At 56.1% G+C, this 17,510-nt stretch carries 29 protein-coding genes and 1 pseudogene; 18 read left to right on the top strand and 12 right to left on the bottom strand.

Annotated elements, in window-relative coordinates; genetic code table 11:
* Positions 1 to 504 precede the first annotated feature (504 nt).
* The 4 genes from KY379_RS09370 to KY379_RS09355 all read left to right on the top strand — a co-directional run bounded on the left by KY379_RS09370 (position 505) and on the right by KY379_RS09355 (position 2,934).
* Positions 505 to 735: a hypothetical protein gene (locus KY379_RS09370; RefSeq protein ID WP_084851027.1), complete on the top strand. Its 231-nt coding sequence runs from the start codon at positions 505 to 507 to the stop codon at positions 733 to 735.
* A 66-nt stretch (positions 736 to 801) separates the two neighbouring features.
* The gene (locus KY379_RS09365; protein ID WP_084851028.1) at positions 802 to 1,371 is read left to right on the top strand and encodes a hypothetical protein; all 570 of its coding nucleotides are present in this window, start codon (positions 802 to 804) and stop codon (positions 1,369 to 1,371) included.
* A gap of 229 nt (positions 1,372 to 1,600) precedes the next feature.
* Positions 1,601 to 2,578 carry a methyltransferase gene (locus KY379_RS09360; RefSeq protein ID WP_084851030.1) on the top strand — a complete coding sequence of 326 codons (978 nt, stop codon included), beginning with the start codon at positions 1,601 to 1,603 and terminating at the stop codon, positions 2,576 to 2,578.
* A gap of 95 nt (positions 2,579 to 2,673) precedes the next feature.
* The gene (locus KY379_RS09355) at positions 2,674 to 2,934 is read left to right on the top strand and encodes a hypothetical protein (RefSeq protein ID WP_084851032.1); all 261 of its coding nucleotides are present in this window, start codon (positions 2,674 to 2,676) and stop codon (positions 2,932 to 2,934) included.
* Positions 2,935 to 2,994: 60 nt separating this feature from the next.
* Here KY379_RS09355 and KY379_RS09350 read toward each other — a convergent pair whose 3' ends face one another.
* The 3 genes from KY379_RS09350 to ligD form a co-directional block, all read right to left on the bottom strand.
* Positions 2,995 to 3,441 (bottom strand): hypothetical protein, encoded by a 447-nt coding sequence (locus KY379_RS09350; protein ID WP_139813975.1) that lies wholly within the window; start codon positions 3,439 to 3,441, stop codon positions 2,995 to 2,997.
* Between the two features lie 136 nt (positions 3,442 to 3,577).
* Positions 3,578 to 3,862: a hypothetical protein gene (locus KY379_RS09345; RefSeq protein ID WP_084851654.1), complete on the bottom strand. Its 285-nt coding sequence runs from the start codon at positions 3,860 to 3,862 to the stop codon at positions 3,578 to 3,580.
* 18 nt (positions 3,863 to 3,880) lie between these two features.
* Complete coding sequence (ligD, locus tag KY379_RS09340; RefSeq protein WP_172402859.1) at positions 3,881 to 4,720, bottom strand: non-homologous end-joining DNA ligase; 840 nt, start codon at positions 4,718 to 4,720, stop codon at positions 3,881 to 3,883.
* Positions 4,721 to 5,148: 428 nt separating this feature from the next.
* On the opposite strand from ligD, the gene KY379_RS09335 reads away from it, so the two are divergent.
* From KY379_RS09335 to KY379_RS09305, 7 genes are all read left to right on the top strand, one after another.
* Complete coding sequence (locus tag KY379_RS09335; protein ID WP_084851656.1) at positions 5,149 to 5,379, top strand: hypothetical protein; 231 nt, start codon at positions 5,149 to 5,151, stop codon at positions 5,377 to 5,379.
* A 73-nt stretch (positions 5,380 to 5,452) separates the two neighbouring features.
* On the top strand, positions 5,453 to 6,613 hold the full coding sequence (locus tag KY379_RS09330) for a hypothetical protein (RefSeq protein WP_084851658.1): 1,161 nt from the start codon (positions 5,453 to 5,455) through the stop codon (positions 6,611 to 6,613).
* Positions 6,614 to 6,704: 91 nt separating this feature from the next.
* The gene (locus tag KY379_RS09325) at positions 6,705 to 6,866 is read left to right on the top strand and encodes a hypothetical protein (RefSeq protein WP_172402860.1); all 162 of its coding nucleotides are present in this window, start codon (positions 6,705 to 6,707) and stop codon (positions 6,864 to 6,866) included.
* Positions 6,867 to 7,008: 142 nt separating this feature from the next.
* A complete protein-coding gene (locus tag KY379_RS09320) occupies positions 7,009 to 7,323 on the top strand; it encodes a hypothetical protein (protein ID WP_084851660.1) in 315 nt (104 codons plus the stop codon).
* Positions 7,324 to 7,408: 85 nt separating this feature from the next.
* Positions 7,409 to 7,879, top strand: a complete 471-nt coding sequence (locus KY379_RS09315) for an antitoxin Xre/MbcA/ParS toxin-binding domain-containing protein (protein ID WP_084851662.1) — start codon at positions 7,409 to 7,411, stop codon at positions 7,877 to 7,879.
* 14 nt (positions 7,880 to 7,893) lie between these two features.
* Positions 7,894 to 8,376: an RES family NAD+ phosphorylase gene (locus tag KY379_RS09310; RefSeq protein WP_371916984.1), complete on the top strand. Its 483-nt coding sequence runs from the start codon at positions 7,894 to 7,896 to the stop codon at positions 8,374 to 8,376.
* A 180-nt stretch (positions 8,377 to 8,556) separates the two neighbouring features.
* A complete protein-coding gene (locus tag KY379_RS09305) occupies positions 8,557 to 8,970 on the top strand; it encodes a hypothetical protein (RefSeq protein WP_084851667.1) in 414 nt (137 codons plus the stop codon).
* Positions 8,971 to 9,058: 88 nt separating this feature from the next.
* Here the strand turns inward: KY379_RS09305 and KY379_RS09300 are convergent, their stop codons facing one another.
* The gene (locus KY379_RS09300) at positions 9,059 to 9,367 is read right to left on the bottom strand and encodes an HNH endonuclease signature motif containing protein (protein ID WP_253249196.1); all 309 of its coding nucleotides are present in this window, start codon (positions 9,365 to 9,367) and stop codon (positions 9,059 to 9,061) included.
* Between the two features lie 108 nt (positions 9,368 to 9,475).
* Between KY379_RS09300 and KY379_RS09295 the strand changes: the two genes are divergently transcribed.
* The 3 genes and pseudogenes from KY379_RS09295 (at position 9,476) to KY379_RS09290 (ending at position 10,796) form a co-directional block, all read left to right on the top strand.
* Positions 9,476 to 10,012 carry a hypothetical protein gene (locus KY379_RS09295; RefSeq protein WP_253249197.1) on the top strand — a complete coding sequence of 179 codons (537 nt, stop codon included), beginning with the start codon at positions 9,476 to 9,478 and terminating at the stop codon, positions 10,010 to 10,012.
* 124 nt (positions 10,013 to 10,136) lie between these two features.
* Positions 10,137 to 10,361, top strand: a pseudogene (locus KY379_RS27385) (Arc family DNA-binding protein); the annotation flags it as partial.
* 174 nt (positions 10,362 to 10,535) lie between these two features.
* Entirely contained in the window at positions 10,536 to 10,796 is a 261-nt protein-coding gene (locus KY379_RS09290) for a hypothetical protein (protein WP_224372759.1), read from the top strand.
* Between the two features lie 17 nt (positions 10,797 to 10,813).
* On the opposite strand, the gene KY379_RS09285 is transcribed toward KY379_RS09290, so the two are convergent.
* The 8 genes from KY379_RS09285 to KY379_RS09250 form a co-directional block, all read right to left on the bottom strand.
* Positions 10,814 to 11,377: a nucleotidyltransferase family protein gene (locus KY379_RS09285; RefSeq protein WP_084851669.1), complete on the bottom strand. Its 564-nt coding sequence runs from the start codon at positions 11,375 to 11,377 to the stop codon at positions 10,814 to 10,816.
* Positions 11,378 to 11,447: 70 nt separating this feature from the next.
* Positions 11,448 to 11,699 (bottom strand): hypothetical protein, encoded by a 252-nt coding sequence (locus KY379_RS09280; RefSeq protein WP_139813976.1) that lies wholly within the window; start codon positions 11,697 to 11,699, stop codon positions 11,448 to 11,450.
* A gap of 89 nt (positions 11,700 to 11,788) precedes the next feature.
* Complete coding sequence (locus tag KY379_RS09275) at positions 11,789 to 12,325, bottom strand: hypothetical protein (protein ID WP_084851670.1); 537 nt, start codon at positions 12,323 to 12,325, stop codon at positions 11,789 to 11,791.
* A 458-nt stretch (positions 12,326 to 12,783) separates the two neighbouring features.
* Positions 12,784 to 13,026 carry a hypothetical protein gene (locus KY379_RS09270; RefSeq protein WP_084851672.1) on the bottom strand — a complete coding sequence of 81 codons (243 nt, stop codon included), beginning with the start codon at positions 13,024 to 13,026 and terminating at the stop codon, positions 12,784 to 12,786.
* On the bottom strand, positions 13,016 to 13,336 hold the full coding sequence (locus KY379_RS09265; protein ID WP_084851674.1) for a hypothetical protein: 321 nt from the start codon (positions 13,334 to 13,336) through the stop codon (positions 13,016 to 13,018). Before KY379_RS09265 ends, KY379_RS09270 begins: the two co-directional genes overlap by 11 nt.
* 87 nt (positions 13,337 to 13,423) lie before the next feature.
* Positions 13,424 to 13,681 (bottom strand): hypothetical protein, encoded by a 258-nt coding sequence (locus KY379_RS09260; RefSeq protein WP_084851676.1) that lies wholly within the window; start codon positions 13,679 to 13,681, stop codon positions 13,424 to 13,426.
* 47 nt (positions 13,682 to 13,728) lie between these two features.
* Entirely contained in the window at positions 13,729 to 14,019 is a 291-nt protein-coding gene (locus KY379_RS09255; RefSeq protein WP_084851678.1) for a hypothetical protein, read from the bottom strand.
* Positions 14,020 to 14,253: 234 nt separating this feature from the next.
* Positions 14,254 to 14,424, bottom strand: a complete 171-nt coding sequence (locus KY379_RS09250) for a hypothetical protein (protein WP_158242110.1) — start codon at positions 14,422 to 14,424, stop codon at positions 14,254 to 14,256.
* Between the two features lie 373 nt (positions 14,425 to 14,797).
* Here KY379_RS09250 and KY379_RS09245 point away from each other — a divergent pair, with 373 nt between their 5' ends.
* The 4 genes from KY379_RS09245 to KY379_RS09230 all read left to right on the top strand — a co-directional run bounded on the left by KY379_RS09245 (position 14,798) and on the right by KY379_RS09230 (position 17,448).
* Entirely contained in the window at positions 14,798 to 15,325 is a 528-nt protein-coding gene (locus KY379_RS09245) for a hypothetical protein (RefSeq protein WP_139813977.1), read from the top strand.
* A gap of 222 nt (positions 15,326 to 15,547) precedes the next feature.
* A complete protein-coding gene (locus tag KY379_RS09240) occupies positions 15,548 to 15,787 on the top strand; it encodes a hypothetical protein (protein WP_139813978.1) in 240 nt (79 codons plus the stop codon).
* Positions 15,788 to 15,978: 191 nt separating this feature from the next.
* Entirely contained in the window at positions 15,979 to 16,980 is a 1,002-nt protein-coding gene (locus tag KY379_RS09235; protein ID WP_084851682.1) for a ParB/RepB/Spo0J family partition protein, read from the top strand.
* Between the two features lie 216 nt (positions 16,981 to 17,196).
* Positions 17,197 to 17,448 carry a hypothetical protein gene (locus tag KY379_RS09230; protein WP_084851684.1) on the top strand — a complete coding sequence of 84 codons (252 nt, stop codon included), beginning with the start codon at positions 17,197 to 17,199 and terminating at the stop codon, positions 17,446 to 17,448.
* The last annotated feature ends 62 nt before the right edge of the window (positions 17,449 to 17,510 follow it).

Here is a 17,510-nt window from a genome sequence, read left to right as displayed (position 1 = left end):
CTCGCAATCCGGCGGCATGTGCCCGCCGGCTTGCCCTTGCCCACCACTTTGAATCCCCCGTTGAGGTACTCGAACACATTCAGTCGCTCCCCACGGGTGCTGGTGGCACACCATGCACCACTAAATGATCTCGCCGACGCATATTCCTTGAAGGGCAAAAGATGATGACCGAGGAGCGCACCGCTAACCTTTTCCGCATTGGCTTCACATCAGCCCGTATGGGTGTATCGGGCAAATACCCATACTGGAATCGCCAGGAATACGGGGCCTATCTTGACGGCTGGCTAGCAGGGGCTCGCACCCGCTGACCAGGCCCAAACTGAATCTGGAGCCAAGCAGCATCACCGCACTAGCCAGGACACGCAGATTCAAAGGTACAACCCGGTCAAAGACGCTAAAATGGTCGAGCTACCACTCCTCGACTCAGCACCCTCTTTTGCGGGGCTGGATAGGGTATTGCATGAACGCATCAATGGGATGAACCCTCAACAGCACAGGTGACTTATGAGCAATGTGACAAGGGAGCAACTGCAACAGCAACTGGATACTGCGGAGCAGGAACTGGACATCTGGGAGCGGCAACGTTTCACCCGTGAGGATGGAAGCCCGGCGCAAGATCGCCGTTTTGAAGAGCGTGGTGAAAATCTTGGTGCTCGAATTTCGGATTTATCCCGCCAGCTTAATCAGCTGAACGAGGATGAACACAGAGACACAGTCAATACTGAAGCCCAATAATTCTCAAAGCCGCTGTTCAACTCTGAACCGCGGTAACAGATTCACACCATCAATAGGAGGTATGCAGTGGTCGAAATTATTGAATTGCAGCCTCAAGAGGCTCCTAAAACACTGACTGCCCGCCATGCAATCGAAACGCTGGGGGAACATTACACTGCGTTTCTTGCAGCTAATAACTTGAGCGGGTGGAAACCCGCTGAAGACTACGTACTTCGAGACGACAGGCTTGCAGACGTCCTCGTTGAGATCAGCCTCTCAACCGGTATGTACCTGGGACACTTTAAGCGCGTCGCTTCGAGGCTGCGCATTTTGACCGTACAGGCAGATAGCAAGATCAAGCAACGTGCGGTGTTAGAGATGATAGCGAAAGCACTCGGATATCCAAGTTACCTGCTAGCCAAACGATGCCGCTCTCCAGAAGATTTTATCGAGAACCTATGGCCGGTTGGGGCTTCGATTAGCCTGCATGCTTTGGAGTTTGAGCGGGGCGCTGTAGTGGGTGACCCACTTACTAGCCGTAGGCTTCTCCAGCACTATCGCTTCAATGAGCAACGCGACCGACTGCCACGGGCAGCCAGGGAGGGCCAGAAGGAGCGGCTGAACGCACAGCGATATGCCAAGCTGCAGCCCCGTTAACTCTTGAGGCCTTGCGCCTAATCGGCCCAGTATTGCTGGGCCGAGGTCGATGGCCCTGCCTTTTCACTTCCTATCCCAGGCTTTGAGCGTGTCACGCTCCGCCCTCCCCTGAGCAAAATTCGTGATCCTGGGGTGCTAGTGGCACACCCGGCGCCGCCACACAATTCTTCCCATCAAATGCACCAGCACACTCAATTTGCTATCTGCTGCGGCGGGTTAAGGAATCAACATGGCCAAGCTATCCAAAGTCGCGGCGAAGCTGCACCACCAAGCTCTCGATCTGGTCCACTCCGACAAACGCCTAACCCTGGATGACCGCTATTTCATCCTGGAACACTTCCATGAGTCCGCGACCAACATGAACGGGCTTGCTGGCGCCTTCTTCACCCCCGAAGGCTTAGCGAACGACCTTTCAGTTGAGGTGCAGGAATGCAAATCGCTAATCGACCTGTGCGCGGGAATTGGCAGGCTCGCCTTTGCCTGCCGTGAGCGCGCAGAGCGCATTGTGTGCGTCGAGCTGAATCCGGAGTATGCGAAGGTGGGTATGCGGGTTATGCCAGAGGCAGAGTGGATCGTTGGTGATGTCTTCTCGCTTCAAGAACTGGGCCGCTTCGATGTCGCGATTTCGAACCCCCCGTTCGGGGCTGTGAAGACCGGCAAGGCGTTCAGTGGTCGCTACACTGGCGCGAGCTTTGAGTACAAGGTTATTGAGGTGGCCAGCCAAATTGCCGACCACGGTGCCTTCATCATCCCGCAGCAATCCGCGCCGTTCCGCTACTCAGGTTGCCGAAACTACAGCGTGGAAATCACCCCGCAGTGCCAGAAGTTCATGGACCAGTCAGGCATCCTGCTTGAGCACAATTGTGGCCTGGATACGTCCGCATACCTGGACGAATGGCACGGCGTAAGTCCGATGTGTGAGATCGTCCTGTGTGATTTCACTCAACCCCGCCGTGAGGCTTTAGAAGTCCCAGCGCCGGCGGTCGCGCCCCTGCCAGCTACCCTGGCGACACCACTCAATCAGCTCCAGGTTGTGAAGCCGAAAGAACAGAAAGAAGTCGTCGCGCAACCAACGTTAGAGGCACCGAATGCGCAACAGCCTGACGCAAAGCCAACCCCTGTCATGCCTGCAACTAAATCGAAACGTCCCAAGGCCCGCCAAGCCGATGCAGACTATGGGCAGCTTTCTCTTTTCGATGCAGCGTAAGGAGGTTCAGGATTGGCCGGCATGCTGACCCGGGCACCGTCTGTCCCATGTCACCCGTGTATCATGCTGGGAAGGCAATCACACTGAGACATCCCATGCGCTGGACACTCTTGAGCCTCACCCTGCTGGCCACCCTCGCCCAGGCCGCTGCCACTGACTGTTACTCGATCAAGGACAAGGATAAGCAGCGTTACTGCTTAGCGTCTGCAAAGGGTGATGCATCCAGGTGCTACTCCATTCGCGACCATGACGCCAAGCAGCTCTGCCTCGCCGAGATCAAAGGCAATCGGTCCAGCTGCTACAGCATCAAGGATAAAGACACCCAGCGGCTGTGCCTGGCCAAAGTGCCCAGGTAACAACGGACGCTTGATGTGAAGGGTGCTTAGCGCCGACCGTTCAACACGATGCCTCGCTGATCAGGAATTCGACGAAATCGCTTTGTCGTACCAATCAGGCAAATATCCATCAGGGTCCGATAACTGTTTTGCCTTTCGGGGATGATTTCTGACCCAAACTTTCAACCCCTCAAAAGCTGGAGAAAGATAAAAACTTGTTAAACCCATAGCCTGCCCAGATGTGTGATGCCTTATTGGAATTCCAAATTCAGACGACAACTGAACTGCATCCGCCTCGGTAAAATTCCGAAGTGGAATTTTGACCTCGGAAGTGTACTTAACTACGTACCAACCCTGCCGTAGAGCGACCCCAGCGCGCGGCACATCCGGTTCGAAATGCCGAATGGAGCAAGGACCAAGATTCACTGATCCACCTTCATTAGAGCTTATCCGGGGACCATCGAAAGAAATCCAGCCAGTAAATTCGATACTGCCAATATTGGCCGTATGAAATATTTCAGACTTCATGCCTACTTGACCTCATGCAGAAGGTAATGGGTTGTGTGCAGCGCCATGCTTATGAGTTTAGACATTGATTCAAAAGCCCTTGGCGAGTCCCGAGAGTGATGACATGAGGCCTGCCACTGGTGTCGATCAGTCCCTTCTACAGCCTATCCTCCTGGAGCTGCGCGTCGTATTGCCTCCAGATGCGCTCCTCTATGTACTCCCCATACCGCTCTGCGAGCGCGGCGCATCCGTTGCGCCCCAGATCAGAGGCCTCGCCGTTTGAATCAAACGTGATTCCTGAGACCACTCGAAACTCCATCTCACGGTAACCTTCAACGTCCCAGTCGCTGGTCCATAGCGATGGATGAGCATCGGCTATCACCATTGAGGTGATCACACACTGCAGAACGCAGGCCTCGGCCTCGATATCCACCTCATACACGATGCACTCCCGGTCCGCTTAAAACGGATCCGTGTCACTCTCCAGGCTGATGCCCTCCGCAGGCTTGTCCTCTCGAAGGCCCATGAAAACGGCGTGGCGCACCTTTCCGCGAGGCGTGAGCTCCATAAATCGGACTTCGACCACCAGGCGTGGCTCAACCCAAACGACCACGCCACCTCTTTGCGCCGGCGGATGAGGCAATGGCGCGGTATCGCGCTGAAGCGGCCGAAGCTTTGCCAGGAGCTGGTCGAGTTGGCGACCCGTGAACCCTGATCGAACCCTGCCTGAGTACACAAGTTGCCCGGCGTCATCGTGGAGCCCGATGAGCAATGATCCGATGCCGGCTGCCGCGCGGGTATAGCCCAGCACCACAAACTCCTGTCGGTTCTGGCACTTGAGTTTGATCCAGTCACCGTTGCGCTCTCCGCCATAGCGACTGCCCTGGCGCTTTGCGACCAGGCCCTCAAGTCCCAGCGCACAGGCACTGCTGAGCAATGACGCCGCATCGGCTTCGAGCGTTTCAGAGAATCGGACGCACTTCAGCTCACACTGTTCAAGCAAAACTTGGAGCATCTGGCGACGCTGCTCGATAGGGAAGTCGCGCAGATCCGCACCATCGAAGAACAGTAAATCGAAAGCAAAGAACATGAGGGGCTCTGTGCTATTGGCACCGAAAGCCTGTTGAAGTAGATGGAACGCCGGCCGCCCCTCCTCATCCAAAGCCACCACCTCGCCGTCCAGCCAGGTTCCGCGGGCTGGGACCCGGGCCAGGTCCTGGGCGAGCCTGGGCATCCGGTGAGTCCAATCGTGTCCGTTCTTGGTCACCAGCATGACGCTCGAATCCAGGCGCGCCAGCATGCGGTACCTATTTGAACTTACACTCATAAAGCCAGTCGCCCGGGGGTGGCCGGCTGGCCAAGGTAACGAGTTGTGGCTTTATGCGCGTTGGGGCAACACCTTTCTTGATTGCCATATCCCGGGTCTCGCAAACCCTCAATATCAGGTTGATGCCCTGAATGGGTAAAAGGTCAGTCGATCAGCCGGCCGGACTGGGCAACGAGCGATCCAGCGGCCGTCTCGAGGCCTAAAGTGGGTAAGTCGGATCCTCGGACAGGTTTTGAATCCCACCTGAGCAGCGACCTTGCCCTCAGCCAACTTGATTCGGCCTAGCCAGGGCAACTCTGCTGCAGCTTCTACCCGGCGCTGTATATCCCTCCGCTTCTGGCACGCGCAGTAGTTGACCAAGATGTGTGCTCATCAAATAGCCGACACGGACGGGACTGAAAATGGCCGACAACATGCAAATGTGCTGGGAGTGGCTCAACGATCGCAGTCGGTACGCATCTGTCATCATCGACTTTAACGGTGATCAGACCTACAAGCATCATCGTGTCAGCTGGCACGTTCAGGGATTCGGCTGGTGCGATGCAACGGGCAAAAGCCTTGAAGAGGCCGTACTGAACGCGATCAACACTCGCGTCGACAATGAATCTCTGGAATATTTTACGCCTGAGTAGTAGGCAGCTGTGCGGATACCAGCCAACTGACCGTCGCGCTTCAAAAATCCTCCCACTTCAACGCAGGTGTTAATTGACTACGATCACATGGGATCTGAGAACCCTCAGCGCAGACACGCTTGTTAGCGACAATGCAGGGATAGTGCAAACCGGATTTATCAATGAGTGGGGATGGTCATCGAAAACCAAGCTTCGGGTTCCGGCCAAACCCGTCACTTATGAGCGGTCGCCAATTATTGCTGTAGGTGCATCAGGCAGCGTACGCGTAGGCAACAAGATTGCTGACTTCCTGCTAGACCACGACCTCGCAGACGACACCAGGCCTTCCGCCCTCCTCGAGGCTGATCTTCGCGCCCACGCAACATCAGTTCTTGCGGCCTATCCTCAGGACGCTTCTCTTTTAATCCTGACTGAAAGTCAGTGCTGGCGCCTCAGGGCAGTTCCTGGCATGCCGATAGACATAACTGATGTCACCTCCCACCCGACAGCAATCGGCGCGGGTGCCCAGTATGCGCAGCCCTGCCTGAACGCCGGTCAAGATGGCATCGCGAGCATTATTGAAGCCGCGCGGCACCCCTCCTCAGAAACCAATTTTGACATCGACTACGTTAGTCGAGGGGCCACGCCAACGATAAAGCGTGCGTGGCGGTCGCACACAACCCTTAAGGACCCCCAGAGGTTGAACAGGGTGATTACTCGCTGCATCGCGTTCGTCGGTGGGTCGCTAACCGCAGCGGGTGGAATTGCAATTCAGGCAGGGGGCATAGAAGGCACTTCAGAGATGCTGTGGGTCTTTCTCACCATGATCGGATTGGTGGCGACTGTTTCTTCGGTGCTCACTTCTTTACGCAACACGCGAGGGCTAGCTAATCACCTGATACCCATCGGAATGATGGTGCTACTCCTGTCCTGGGATGAGAGCAAGCGCTTCCTTGAAGCCCACAACCTACCCCCTCTTATACTGATCTACATCGCAACGATATTGGGTCTGGGCGCACTTCGAGCAACCTGGCCCTGCGTAAGGCTCCCGTTGATCGCAGTGCATGTCGCGGCCGGTTTGACGCTAGGCTTGCTGGCAGCGGTGACCGTCTTTGTGCAGGACGACTGGTCCTTGTTCTTTGCAGGCGCCACTGGGGTTGGCATCGGGTACGCGGCAACACTTTGCACGGTAAAACACAAGCTCAAGATAAAGGCTCGAAACTGGGTAATCATTGAGCGATCCGAGGCAATGTAGAATCCGCAGCAGCTGAGCTAACCTAGACTGGCAAGCGCGTTCAAGCGCAGTCAACACTGTGAGCAGCTCGATCAGAGAACGAGAGATATCCATGCAGAAGCCGAAGCACGAACCGAAACCTCTGATGGCAGCCCGCTTCCAGGCTGAAGCTCGCGCCGCCCTCGCCAATCGCTCCGGCAATGCTAGTCGTTTCCTTGATGCTGCCCTGTCCAAAGGTCGAGACATTGAGCCGGTTGGCCGCCTTGCCGGCTGACCGACTGCATATGATTCTTAAAAAGCTGCCGCAAGGCGGCTTTTTTTGTGCCTGTCTTCCATGTCACTTCGATGAATTGGGTTCTGGCACACGGCAGAGAGATGAGAATGTCGTCGAATTCTGATCAAGTAAGGAATCCCACATGCCTTCCGCCCACATCATCACCCTCTCTTCTGGACTGCCGGTCCCCGTCGTGCAATACAACTCGACCATCGATGGCGATGGCTTCTACGTCAGCTACAACGATTACGACACCGGGCCTGAGCTTTACGGCTGCGATACCACGGCGCTGGTGTTCGGCCAGATGCAGGCCTTCTACATCCTCAATGGCGACCACCGTGCTGCCTACGCTGCTTTGATCCCTCAGGGCTATGAGGCCTGCCTTGATTACTTCAAGGCCAACATCGAGCAAGCAAACATCCGTAGTGACCGGCTGCCACATGCTGGCTGCGTTTAAATTTGGCCTGCAGCATGCCGCTTTAGATAGATGGAGGGACCGGCGATTGGCACACCCCGTAAATTGGCGGTATCATGATTGCCAAATGGCAGAAATCAACGGAGGCGCCATGAAAAGCACGGCTCATCCAAACACAACCATGGTCACTCTTCTACTCCACGACCGGGGCATTGAAGATCGCATGGACGTTTATCGGGCAATCGTCCAGGGTTTCAGCCTTCGCTCGGTGCTCGCAATGATCAACTCCTCCGAGGTCTACAAGCGCGGTGGCGTTTTGTCGAAAATTGTTGGCACCTCCGAGCGCACCCTTGCCCGTCGGATGCAGGAACCCGACAAGCCTCTCACTGCTGAGCAGAGCTCGCGGGCGCTCTACTATGCTGAAGTGATGGAGAAGGCTACCGAGGTCTTGGGTACGCGGGAACTTGCTGAAGAGTGGATCGTTAAGCCCGCAATTGGCCTTGATGGCGAAGCTCCGATCAACCTGATCGCCAATGCCGTGGGTTACGAACTGGTGAGCGATTACCTGACTCGTATGGACCATGGGGTCTATTGCTGATGCCGAAGCACCCTATGAGCAGTGAGGTTCACTTCTGGCGTCTGGATTCAAAACGTTATGCCTCTACCTGGGATCTTGGGATAGGTGCTGAGAAAGGGGGCGGTCGATGGAACCCAAAGGGCTTGGCGGCGGTTTATGCCAGCCTAGATGCATCGACCGCTATCCTTGAGGTTGCAGTGCACAAAGGTTTTGGGTCTCTGGATGCTCTCCCCTACGTACTCACCCAGGTGCGAATCACCGACCCTTCGAAGATTCATGTTCTCGATACGACTGCTATCGCCAACGCCAACTGGTTACTGCCCGGCACCCCGAGCCGAAGCCAGCAGCACTACGGCGAGGAGCTACTGAACAAGCACCCCTTTGTCGTGCTCCCATCTAGCGTCTCGCGCCACAGCTGGAACCTGGTAATGAACCCTGCGCTGGCTCGGGGCCTGTATGAGGTGGTACTACAAGAGCCATTCTCCCTAGACGGCCGGCTCAACCCTCCTCTGCACTGAAAACTTCGACCTACGGGCCGCGGCCGATCAGGCAGGCCCGCAGTTAAACAGACAATCAATGCCCACTCATGTCCGTTTAGCTTGGGGTTCTGCCACTGCGCCTCCCGCCACACAATCAGCATCCTTACTCGGCCACTTGGGCTGCCAAGCCTACTGGGCAGCATTTGAAGGATGTGGAAAATGATCGCAGCTCTATCGTCAATTCTGTCCGCAATGATGAAGGATGAGTCCACCTTCGCGTGCGCTGAAGCGCTCTATGCCGAGTCATTCAGGTCCGATCGGACGTTCACCGTTGCCGACGGCTTCTATGGTCGCGAGCAACTCGTTCAGTACCTGATGGAGCCTATTTACAAGCAGACCGATGAACATCAGTCTGCCCGCCGGCAGGCCGATGAGGACGACTTCGAAGTGTGGTTCGAGCCTAAGATTCTGAAGCCTGGCTGGGGTAAGGAAGAAGCAGAGCTTTACGTCGACCAGGTTGAGTTCGTGGAGCTCTGCAACTACAAGGGCGAGGGTGAAGGCTATGAAATGGCCTCCAGGGTGGGGCACCTTCGCGTTTTCGTCAGCAAGTACGAATACCGAGCGGCGAATTAGCCCGGCGCGCGGCAGAAAGCCCGCATTTCAGTGGTGAGTTGCTCGCCCTATCCCGCAGGTGCAGCCTTCACGTTGCACTGCGCAGTCATCACCTGAACTGAAGTGCAAACTCCAAGAGCCCTTTGTTTATCTCATCACTGTCCTCGCTATAGTGGGCGTCTCGATGGCAATTCGGGCACAGCGCTACGCAGTTGTAGTACCGGTCAGACATCTCGGCTCCCAGCACATGGTGCACGTCGAGAAAGCCGTGGAATGATCGGCTTTCGGTACATCTCTCACACCGGTACCCTGCTCGCTCTAGCACGGCCAGCCGCACCTTGGGGTCACGTTTCACATAAGACCGAACAGCGCTCACTCTCTCGCCCAGGTCACGCCCTAAAGCTGAATAATCCGGCATTGGGCAATCGTCGAAAGTGTCGTCTGGGCTTGGAGGACTCGGATCAGAAGCGGCCCTCTTCGCCAGATCTACAACTCCTGGCCATTGCCACAGCACGTCAGCCACCAGGTGAGTGTCCGGCATTCGATCATCCTGAAGCCAGAGAGTTGGACTTGTCCCATTCTGGGCATGGTTCTTCCTAATCCGTCCCTTCAACCCTTTACTCAACAGCTCATCACTCACCTCGCGCTGGCGATTCCAAATCTGATGCAGGGCATCGATCGGGATGAGCGCCGCGTACACAACGGTGTCAGCCTCACGTTGGAACAGAAGGTTATGGGTGATGCCCTGGGCTACGTCTCTCCCTACCACGTGCTCAAGAGTGGCGTCCCAGCCACCAGGTCGAAGGTGAGCAGTCAACTGGGCAGCGGAGTACTTCTTCTCGTTAGGGTTGCGGCCGTCGCGCCGCCAGCACAGACGTACTCGCGCTTTCACAGCATCGCCATTTGGCATTTGGAAGACGAGGAACTGCTGGGACGCAGCACCTGTGGCTACCCGGTGATCACCGGTGACGCTGATGCCACAGGCTTCGAGAAATGGACGCACAGCATCCCGGGAGAGCTGCTCAGCTTCCAGGCTCTCAGGCCCCCGGAACTGACGGAGTGACTTTTTTGACAAGGGAGATCTCCAACTGAGGGGCCACTCGGCCGGAAGAGGGTTGAGACTCAGGAGCAGATGCGCCACGATGCGCATCTTCCGGCAACTTGTACTAGAGCCTGCCGGTACGTGAATGCACCCAACCCCAGAATCGGCTGATATGTTTGTCCCCAAAAACGCACTCGCTCAGAAACTGCTGAACAATGCCCGCGCTCAGCGTCAGCCGCGACCAAAATACGACTCGAGGACTGCAGACAAGTATGTGATTCGCACCTCCAGATCTTTACTCGACGCTGTGGCAGATCTCGGCAAGGTGCATGGCCGGAGTGGCAACTCTGAGATGGTAGCAGCCATTATGGAATCTCTCGCTGGCCGCCAGCGCACCACTGCTATGCGGAACATACTCATTGCCCGTCTTGGTCAGCCTCTGGCCAGCCAGGTTTTAGCATGTGTGGATAGGAGGCCTGCCGAGCCCGTGAAGCAACCGCGATATGCTGACAGTTCAGTGCTAAGGCTGCCTGACGGTGTTCGCATGTCGATCATTGAGGTAGTGGCTAGGTCAAAAAAGGAGACCGGCCGTTTCCCTTCCATGGTGGCGTACGTGAACGCAGCAATTGTTTTCTGGATCAATATCCAACGCGAGTGCGATGCACTGTTGAACGCATGCATGATGATGGATGAGTCTCTAACCCAGTTGTCGGGGTTGGACGGACTGGATTTGGAAGTGGTGGCTGAAACGAGCGATGCGGCCCTTGACGACCGCGCTGAGGCTTTGACCCACTCGGAGTGCTAGTGAGCCTCTTTCCTGCGTCATTCGGCTTCGGTGTCATAGACCAACACGCTTGACTGCTTTAACGCTTGATGGATGCAGGGCGTATCCTCCTCTCCACCGTACCAATCAAGATCGATGATCACAGGAACAATTCCGGCTATCGACGCCTTGAGTCGTTGTGCTTCAGCAGTCCAGGTCGTAAAAGCGCAGCTGTCGCCCTCGAGCGCGGCAATCTCAACAGCCACGTCCAGGTCGCTATCCGGAGAGTTCGTGCCGCGGACTCGGCTACCAAAAAGGTAGGCCTTTCGAACAAGCTGCTCGGACTTAGCCCAGTTCGCGACAGCATTTGCCATAACCTTGAGGCCTGGCACGAGGGTGGCGCGCCTAGCTTTTAGATCCGACATGCGAGTCACCGCTTCCTCGCTCATCCCACTGTCAGGCAGATGGCAGGGTTCTAGCAACGCATCGAGCGCAGCATTGATCTGCATGAAGCTTTCCTGATCTTCTGTGCGGACTTTCCCGTTACCCAGCTCATACAAGCAGGACAGGCCGGCCAGGTGCTGATACGCAAGGTTCAGTAGGGTAGTCTCCAGCTTCGTCATGACGACGCTCCTCTAACAACATGCGGGACCCATGGTGTCGGCCCTCGGCCTGGGGATGGATGGGATCAGGCTATTCAGCGCCTCGGACGTCCAGCTGGCCTGCCCGGGTCGCGCCCAGGTCGATGCCCAGGATTCGGGCCGCGTCAAGAATCGATTGCTCTGCATGGCAAGCATCAGACATTTTGAGCGGACGCTCGCCACCTTCTAGCGGAAATCCAGCTGTTTTCCGAATCATCTTGATGGCATGACGCAGGGCGGAGGCACTGCCCTGAAGACCGTCCAGAGAAACGGTGAATTGCTTACTCGGTGCGTGGTATTGCATACGGGCCTCTCTCCCTTAAGCGCAGTTGTTCCCTCTCTACGGCCTTAGCCCCGGGTGCGGCCGGGGCTTGGGTACAGCTGAGGTCGCTTTTACAGAAACACGGTATCCGTCACTGACTTTTTTCCGTCTGGGCCAACGGTAGTCATTCGCATCCGTGCCCCCTCCCCGCCTCGGGTTTCAAAACCTTCAGGAGGCTCGACGATGAACCCAATCATCCGTGTTTCCTCGCTACCCAGGTGGATTCCCTTGGGGAAGGTTTCGTTGTCTGGCAGACAGTCAGAAAAGTACGGGCGGACTTGCTCAATTTCCGCGGTAGTGAGCGGAAAGAAATGGTTGTTCGAATGCTGCATCAGCCATCCGCCTTCGCCCTTACCTGCGTGACATAAAATGTAGTTATCTGACCCGAATAGCCCCTGTTTGAGGCGAACCTGGGCAACCCAACCAATTGAGCCGAGAACCGATCCGCCATGCGGGCCAGTCATAACGAAAATGCCTTGCACAGGCATACGCGTCTTGCCGAAACCGAATGTTTGCTTCCATCGTTCTTCATGGTCCGCTCGGATCGAGTCAAAAATTTGCTTGTGCAGTTCATCAAACTTGGCTTGGTTGGATTCATTCAGTGGCACGGTTTGTCTCCTTACATGGACATTGATGGCGCGCCAGCTTGCCCCGTACACCCGCAATGGGCACGTGGCATGAGCGCACAAAGATCAATTAGGCTATGACGAAAAATACCCGCCGTACGGCTCTTCGTTCGAAAGAGATTCCAGATAAACCTCATCCCTACTACGTGGACCTGTAAGCCACATCGCTTCAGCGGAGGCACGAGATCCGAATTGCCATCGCTCGCTGCCGTCGTAGTGGAGGTCCTTCGTCAATGTGACAGGGAGCTCGGTACCGGCAGCATTGGCTGGCTCAGCAAAGTCGAGTAATCCAGCCTCGTACCAGGCCCAGGCTGCCTTAGCCGTTGCGAATAGAGGCCGGTAGGCCATATCAACCGTGTTATCAAAAATGAGGTAGAGCCTACGACCATCCTCGAAATCTACCGCTGCGCATGACCGCGACATAATTACCCCTAAGCAAATTACTTCCAGCTCGACCGGAGTTGGCTGACAGATTCTTTCCAATCGGCCGGCAACGGTACCGCCAGGATTGCCGATACCTTTTGTACGCTCATACCATGGTTTTCAGCGATGAAGGCACGCGTGTCGCCGTAGCCGAACGACGCCCATACGGACAAAACATCATCCCGCGGGATAGGCTTTTTGAAGGAAGGCAGCTGCAGCCCCTCAGAGCCAAAGCCAGCTGCTGGTTGATCAAAGCTCATGCCTGGTCCTTACCAGCCTATCCGGCTGAGGTGCGTCAACAGGCGGCCATTCAGTGCGGTGCGTCTCTTCCAAGACACCAGTGTCGTAACCGACACCAGACAGCATCAATGCGCGACCTTCATCCTCGGTGTAACCCTTGGCTAAAGGAGCCGGGTCTACCTGGAAACGCCCTTCGATAATCATCGCCATGCAAAGCTCTTGGGGGAGATCATCGTCGGGACTTTTGCCAGGCAGGACTGCTGGGAGACGCGGATCGATGCCAGCTTTGATCAGTTCACCCAGGTACTGATGCAGTTGCCCAATATTCAATTTCAGATCCTCAAATTCATAGAAGCCACAACGCTCATGCCGAGAGCAACCGTTCCACCGGGTGCCAGGGCAACGCAGTCCGGAACCTCAGATTTGCTGCTTGAACTGGGCAGCCCAATCCTCGACCTTGCCGCCACCAGCTCTCACATCAGCTGCGCGAGTCTTGGAATAGTCCACGCCAAAGCGATCCATCCAGTCGATGGCCTGCTGAGCAATGCTGATCTGTCTCTTGAGCTCGTACTTCGGCGGACGAGCTTTAGCTGCCAAGTCACTAACTGTCGCCAGGGTGCAGTCAGTGATGTATGCCAGGCCCTGACCAGCATCACGAACGTCGTGTTTGTTCATGCGGTAATTCCTTTCAAGAAACCCGGGAAGACGGCCGTGGGCCGGCTTCAGCCAGCATTTTGTAACGGGCGTGCTGAAGTTGTCAGTTTCATCGTGAGGATATGATCCGGCAAGGTGGCCACAAATTGGTTCATGTGAGCCAGCGGCGCTGGAGCATTCATGATCCTCAAAACTACTGGCACATACTGGGGCTTCAGCCGAGCCAGCATCCGATAACCCGCCTTCATTACAGCTTTGTCGGTGCCATGGATTTTCGCAGCTAGGGCCATGACCGTAATTGCAGTGAGCAGGCAGTATGGCTTGGATGCATCTGAAGAGTGCGTAACAAAGTGAAGCATGTATTGGTTTCCAGATACCGGTGTTCCAGGGCTCGACCCGGCTAATGAGAGGTTGGCCAGCACACCAAAAAGGTGAGCGACGGTGAGTTCAGGGTAACCGCCGAACTCATCAATTCAACCGCGCAGCAGGGGAGTTGCCCACTGCCCTTGAAAAGGTCCGGCGAGGATTCGCGACGGCAAATGTTGCGCACAGAACGACCTAATGGTCACCATCAACTGCTCTAGAACATAGTGTCAGCGGTCGATCAGCCCAACCTTGGACGCTTTCCAATGCGCCGCGGCTACTACTGTGCCCATGGCGAAGAATCCGGAAAGAGCCTTTTGCCCAGCGAAAAACAAGGCCGCGCCGGCGATCAGGAAGACTGCCATCACAGTGAAGTGAAAATATTGAGGCTTGATTTTCATGTGCAGGCCAGGAGGTGGATGGTGTCGATTGGCGACAGGGGTCGGTGCCAAACTGAGAGAACAAATAGCCTGGAGCAGCCGACCTGAATGATACCACCCGATAAAGTCCGGACAATCCTACAGCGATAGGCTGTTCAGGCTTGGCGCATCCCGGAATCGAAATCCGACCCCCAGTTTTGGCTTTTTGCCTATCAACGCCGACCGTATAGTTGGGATGTTCGGCCTGCCCTCTTCTACTGGTCCGAATGCTCCCATAGGGGGCCAAAGCAACATCCAAAGCCGGCATCGCCGCTTCTGGCACGCGGATAGGCGCAATAAGCTGGCACCACTCTCGAAAAACCTGGCCCGCCGACGGTGGAAGTGGAGAAGGACGATGACGACTAACAGTTCATTTACGCTTGGTCCAGGGCAATGCCAATTGCCTAAATCAGCAGCGGCCGGCCAGGGAAAAGGTAAAAGCGTTGTCAGCGAGACGGAAATGTTCATCACCGAGGCTGCCAGTAGGGGGTGGTCAAGGAATGAGGTCTGCGAGGTCCTGAATATTAGCTGGGGATCCCTAAAGGCAATGCTAGAAATTATGCCGCCTCTTGAGTGGGTGCCCGGTAACAAGTCATTGAGTCGTCAGCGCAGCTATGAGCAACGACGCGGGTATTTTCCTCCTGCTGCAACAGCTGCACTACGACTTGCCGTTGAAAAACGACGTCAAGAAGGGATTCAGGAAGTACAGGGCACTCGAGGATCTATCAAGGAGTTGGCCAAGCTTTGGGGAGTGAGCGCGAGCACTGTGCGTCGACGGATGAGCGCCGGCCTTTCGCTAGAAGCCGCCTTGACCACCCCCATTATCCCGCGGCACTTAAGACGTCGGGGGCTGGATCAGGCCAATCCCAAGGCCGAATCCTAGGTACCATCATTAACGTCACGGGATGGCGATAGCCTATTCAGGGGTGCCATACTCTCGGGCCAGCCGTGGTATTCCTGCCACTCACCATATTGCGATGCTGCACCCCGCCACCATTAAATGACCCTTCGGAACGAACAAAGAATGGACGCGCCTAGTCGCCGTTACCTCCCCCATCCATATGCTAAAGCCTCTCCATCGGAGCTGAAGACCATTCGGAGACGAGTGGATATCTATGCGGTGATGCTGACCACCGCAGCGGTCGCCTTCGGTATAGCCGGCTTTCAGCTGTCGTCCATGCCGGGGCGCTTAATCGGTATGTCTGGGATGATCGCTTGCGTATTCTTCGCTACGTATCTGGTCGACACAGCGCACGGCATTTCAAATCTCCTACGCAGTCACAAAAAGCCGGCCCGTGCTCCTGAACATGCAATTGACTCGCCGGGCATCGATCTGGCTGCCTAAGTCAGCGCCAGCCGGCATCGCCCCAGGGCCCAGCTTTATAGCCCTGGGCGATCGCTCAGGTACTCGCATTTCAGAATCTTGTTGAGGGAATGGAGAACCGATTAGGCACGATTTTTTTTCGAGTGATGTGGTTCTGCCACATCTCAATCCGCTTGAAGATGGCTCCATCAACTTAAATGGAGCTACAGATCATGACCAACCAAAACGCCACCCTCGACCTCTTCACCGAAGCCGCCAAAACTGCTCTGGCAAGCTGCAACTCTCTGCGCAACATGCACGACACCGCCAAGAAGTTGATCGACAAAAATGAGCTTGGCCAGGACTTCGACCCAAAGCGCAACAATGCCTTTGAGATGCCGGTGGCCCTCCTCCAATGCAATGTCGAAGAATCGATTCGCAGTGAGTTCGATCAGGAGCAGATCCGCAGCATTGCTGATGCTTACCTGGCAGGCGACTATGTGAAACCACTGGGTGTCGCCCCAACCAACGGAAAGCTGCGCGTGGTCCTTGGTTTCACCAGCTACCAGGCGCTCCTCCTCGCCAACAGTGAAGGCGCCGGCATCAAACGTGTGTGGGTGGTCCAGGTTGACGGCGGCCGCGCCAAAGAGGTGGTTCGTCAATGCGTCGATAGCTTCAGCGTGGCGGTTTCTCCTCTCGACCTGGCTAAGGCCTATAGCGAGCTGGTGAACGTGCACGACTATTCAGCTGAACAAATCGCTCTAGAGACCCACCGTAATGAGCGCCACGTCCGCAAGATGCTCGCGCTGCTGGACGTCCCAGAAGAGGTGCGGGAGATGGTTGGCAACGGCCAGGTCTCTGTAACCCGCGCCCTCAGCGCCGACCGCCAGTGCAAGGCCAAGGGACAGGATACGGTGGTTCACATGAAGGAGCAGCTCGAGAAAGCTCAGCGCAACGGTTCCAACAAGATCACGTCCAAGTCCACCGGTGCAGCTCCAGCAGCCCTGTACGGTCGCAAGGATCTGGATGTGGCCGCACCGGTGCTCGTGCAGCTGGCTGATCAGCTGGAGAATGCCCTGCCCATCATGGAAGCTGCTCCGGAAGACTTGAGCATCACCCTCAAGCTCAGCGCGGCTGACTTCGACCTGAAAGAGTTGGCGCTGTCCTTGGCCAACCTGCGCGCCGCGTTCAAGTCTGCACAGGGCGCCACCGAGGTACTGGCCAAGGCGGTGTAATCCCTCTACGCACGATGACTGGGCCGCACTGCACAATGTGCGGCCCTAGGCGTTGATCTTCCAAGCCAGCTGCTCCCCTCCCCTAATAACCCCTCTAAAGCCCCCCGTTTCTGACGGACTCCTGCGAAAAAGACCATGCTGTTTTGGTTAGGCCGATTGTGCAAAGGACCGTAGAGTCTCTTCGACGCATCCCGTGTCGACCCAGAGACCTCTTACATGAAAACGAACGAACGTATTCGCGACTTCCTTTATCGCATGAGCAACTTCATCTGCCTGATCGTAGCGGCCGGGTTGATGATCTGGATTGCCCCAGGGGCGGACCATCTGCGGAGCATGGGCCTACAAGATGACCTGATTCGTATGGCCATGGTCGTTGGCGCAGTGATCCCTGGCCTAATCGCTGCCGCGATCCTCCGCACGCTGATTGCATCTCCAACGCCTACCCCCAATGAGAGTCGTGCTGGCTGATACCTCCAGTTGCAGACTGGGTCGAGTCCCGGCCGGGATTATCAAGCCCGGCCAGGCTCAGC

The organism is Pseudomonas sp. HD6422 (genome assembly GCF_025377065.1).
GTDB lineage: Bacteria > Pseudomonadota > Gammaproteobacteria > Pseudomonadales > Pseudomonadaceae > Aquipseudomonas > Aquipseudomonas putida_U.
This window is presented reverse-complemented; position numbering and strand designations above follow the sequence as displayed.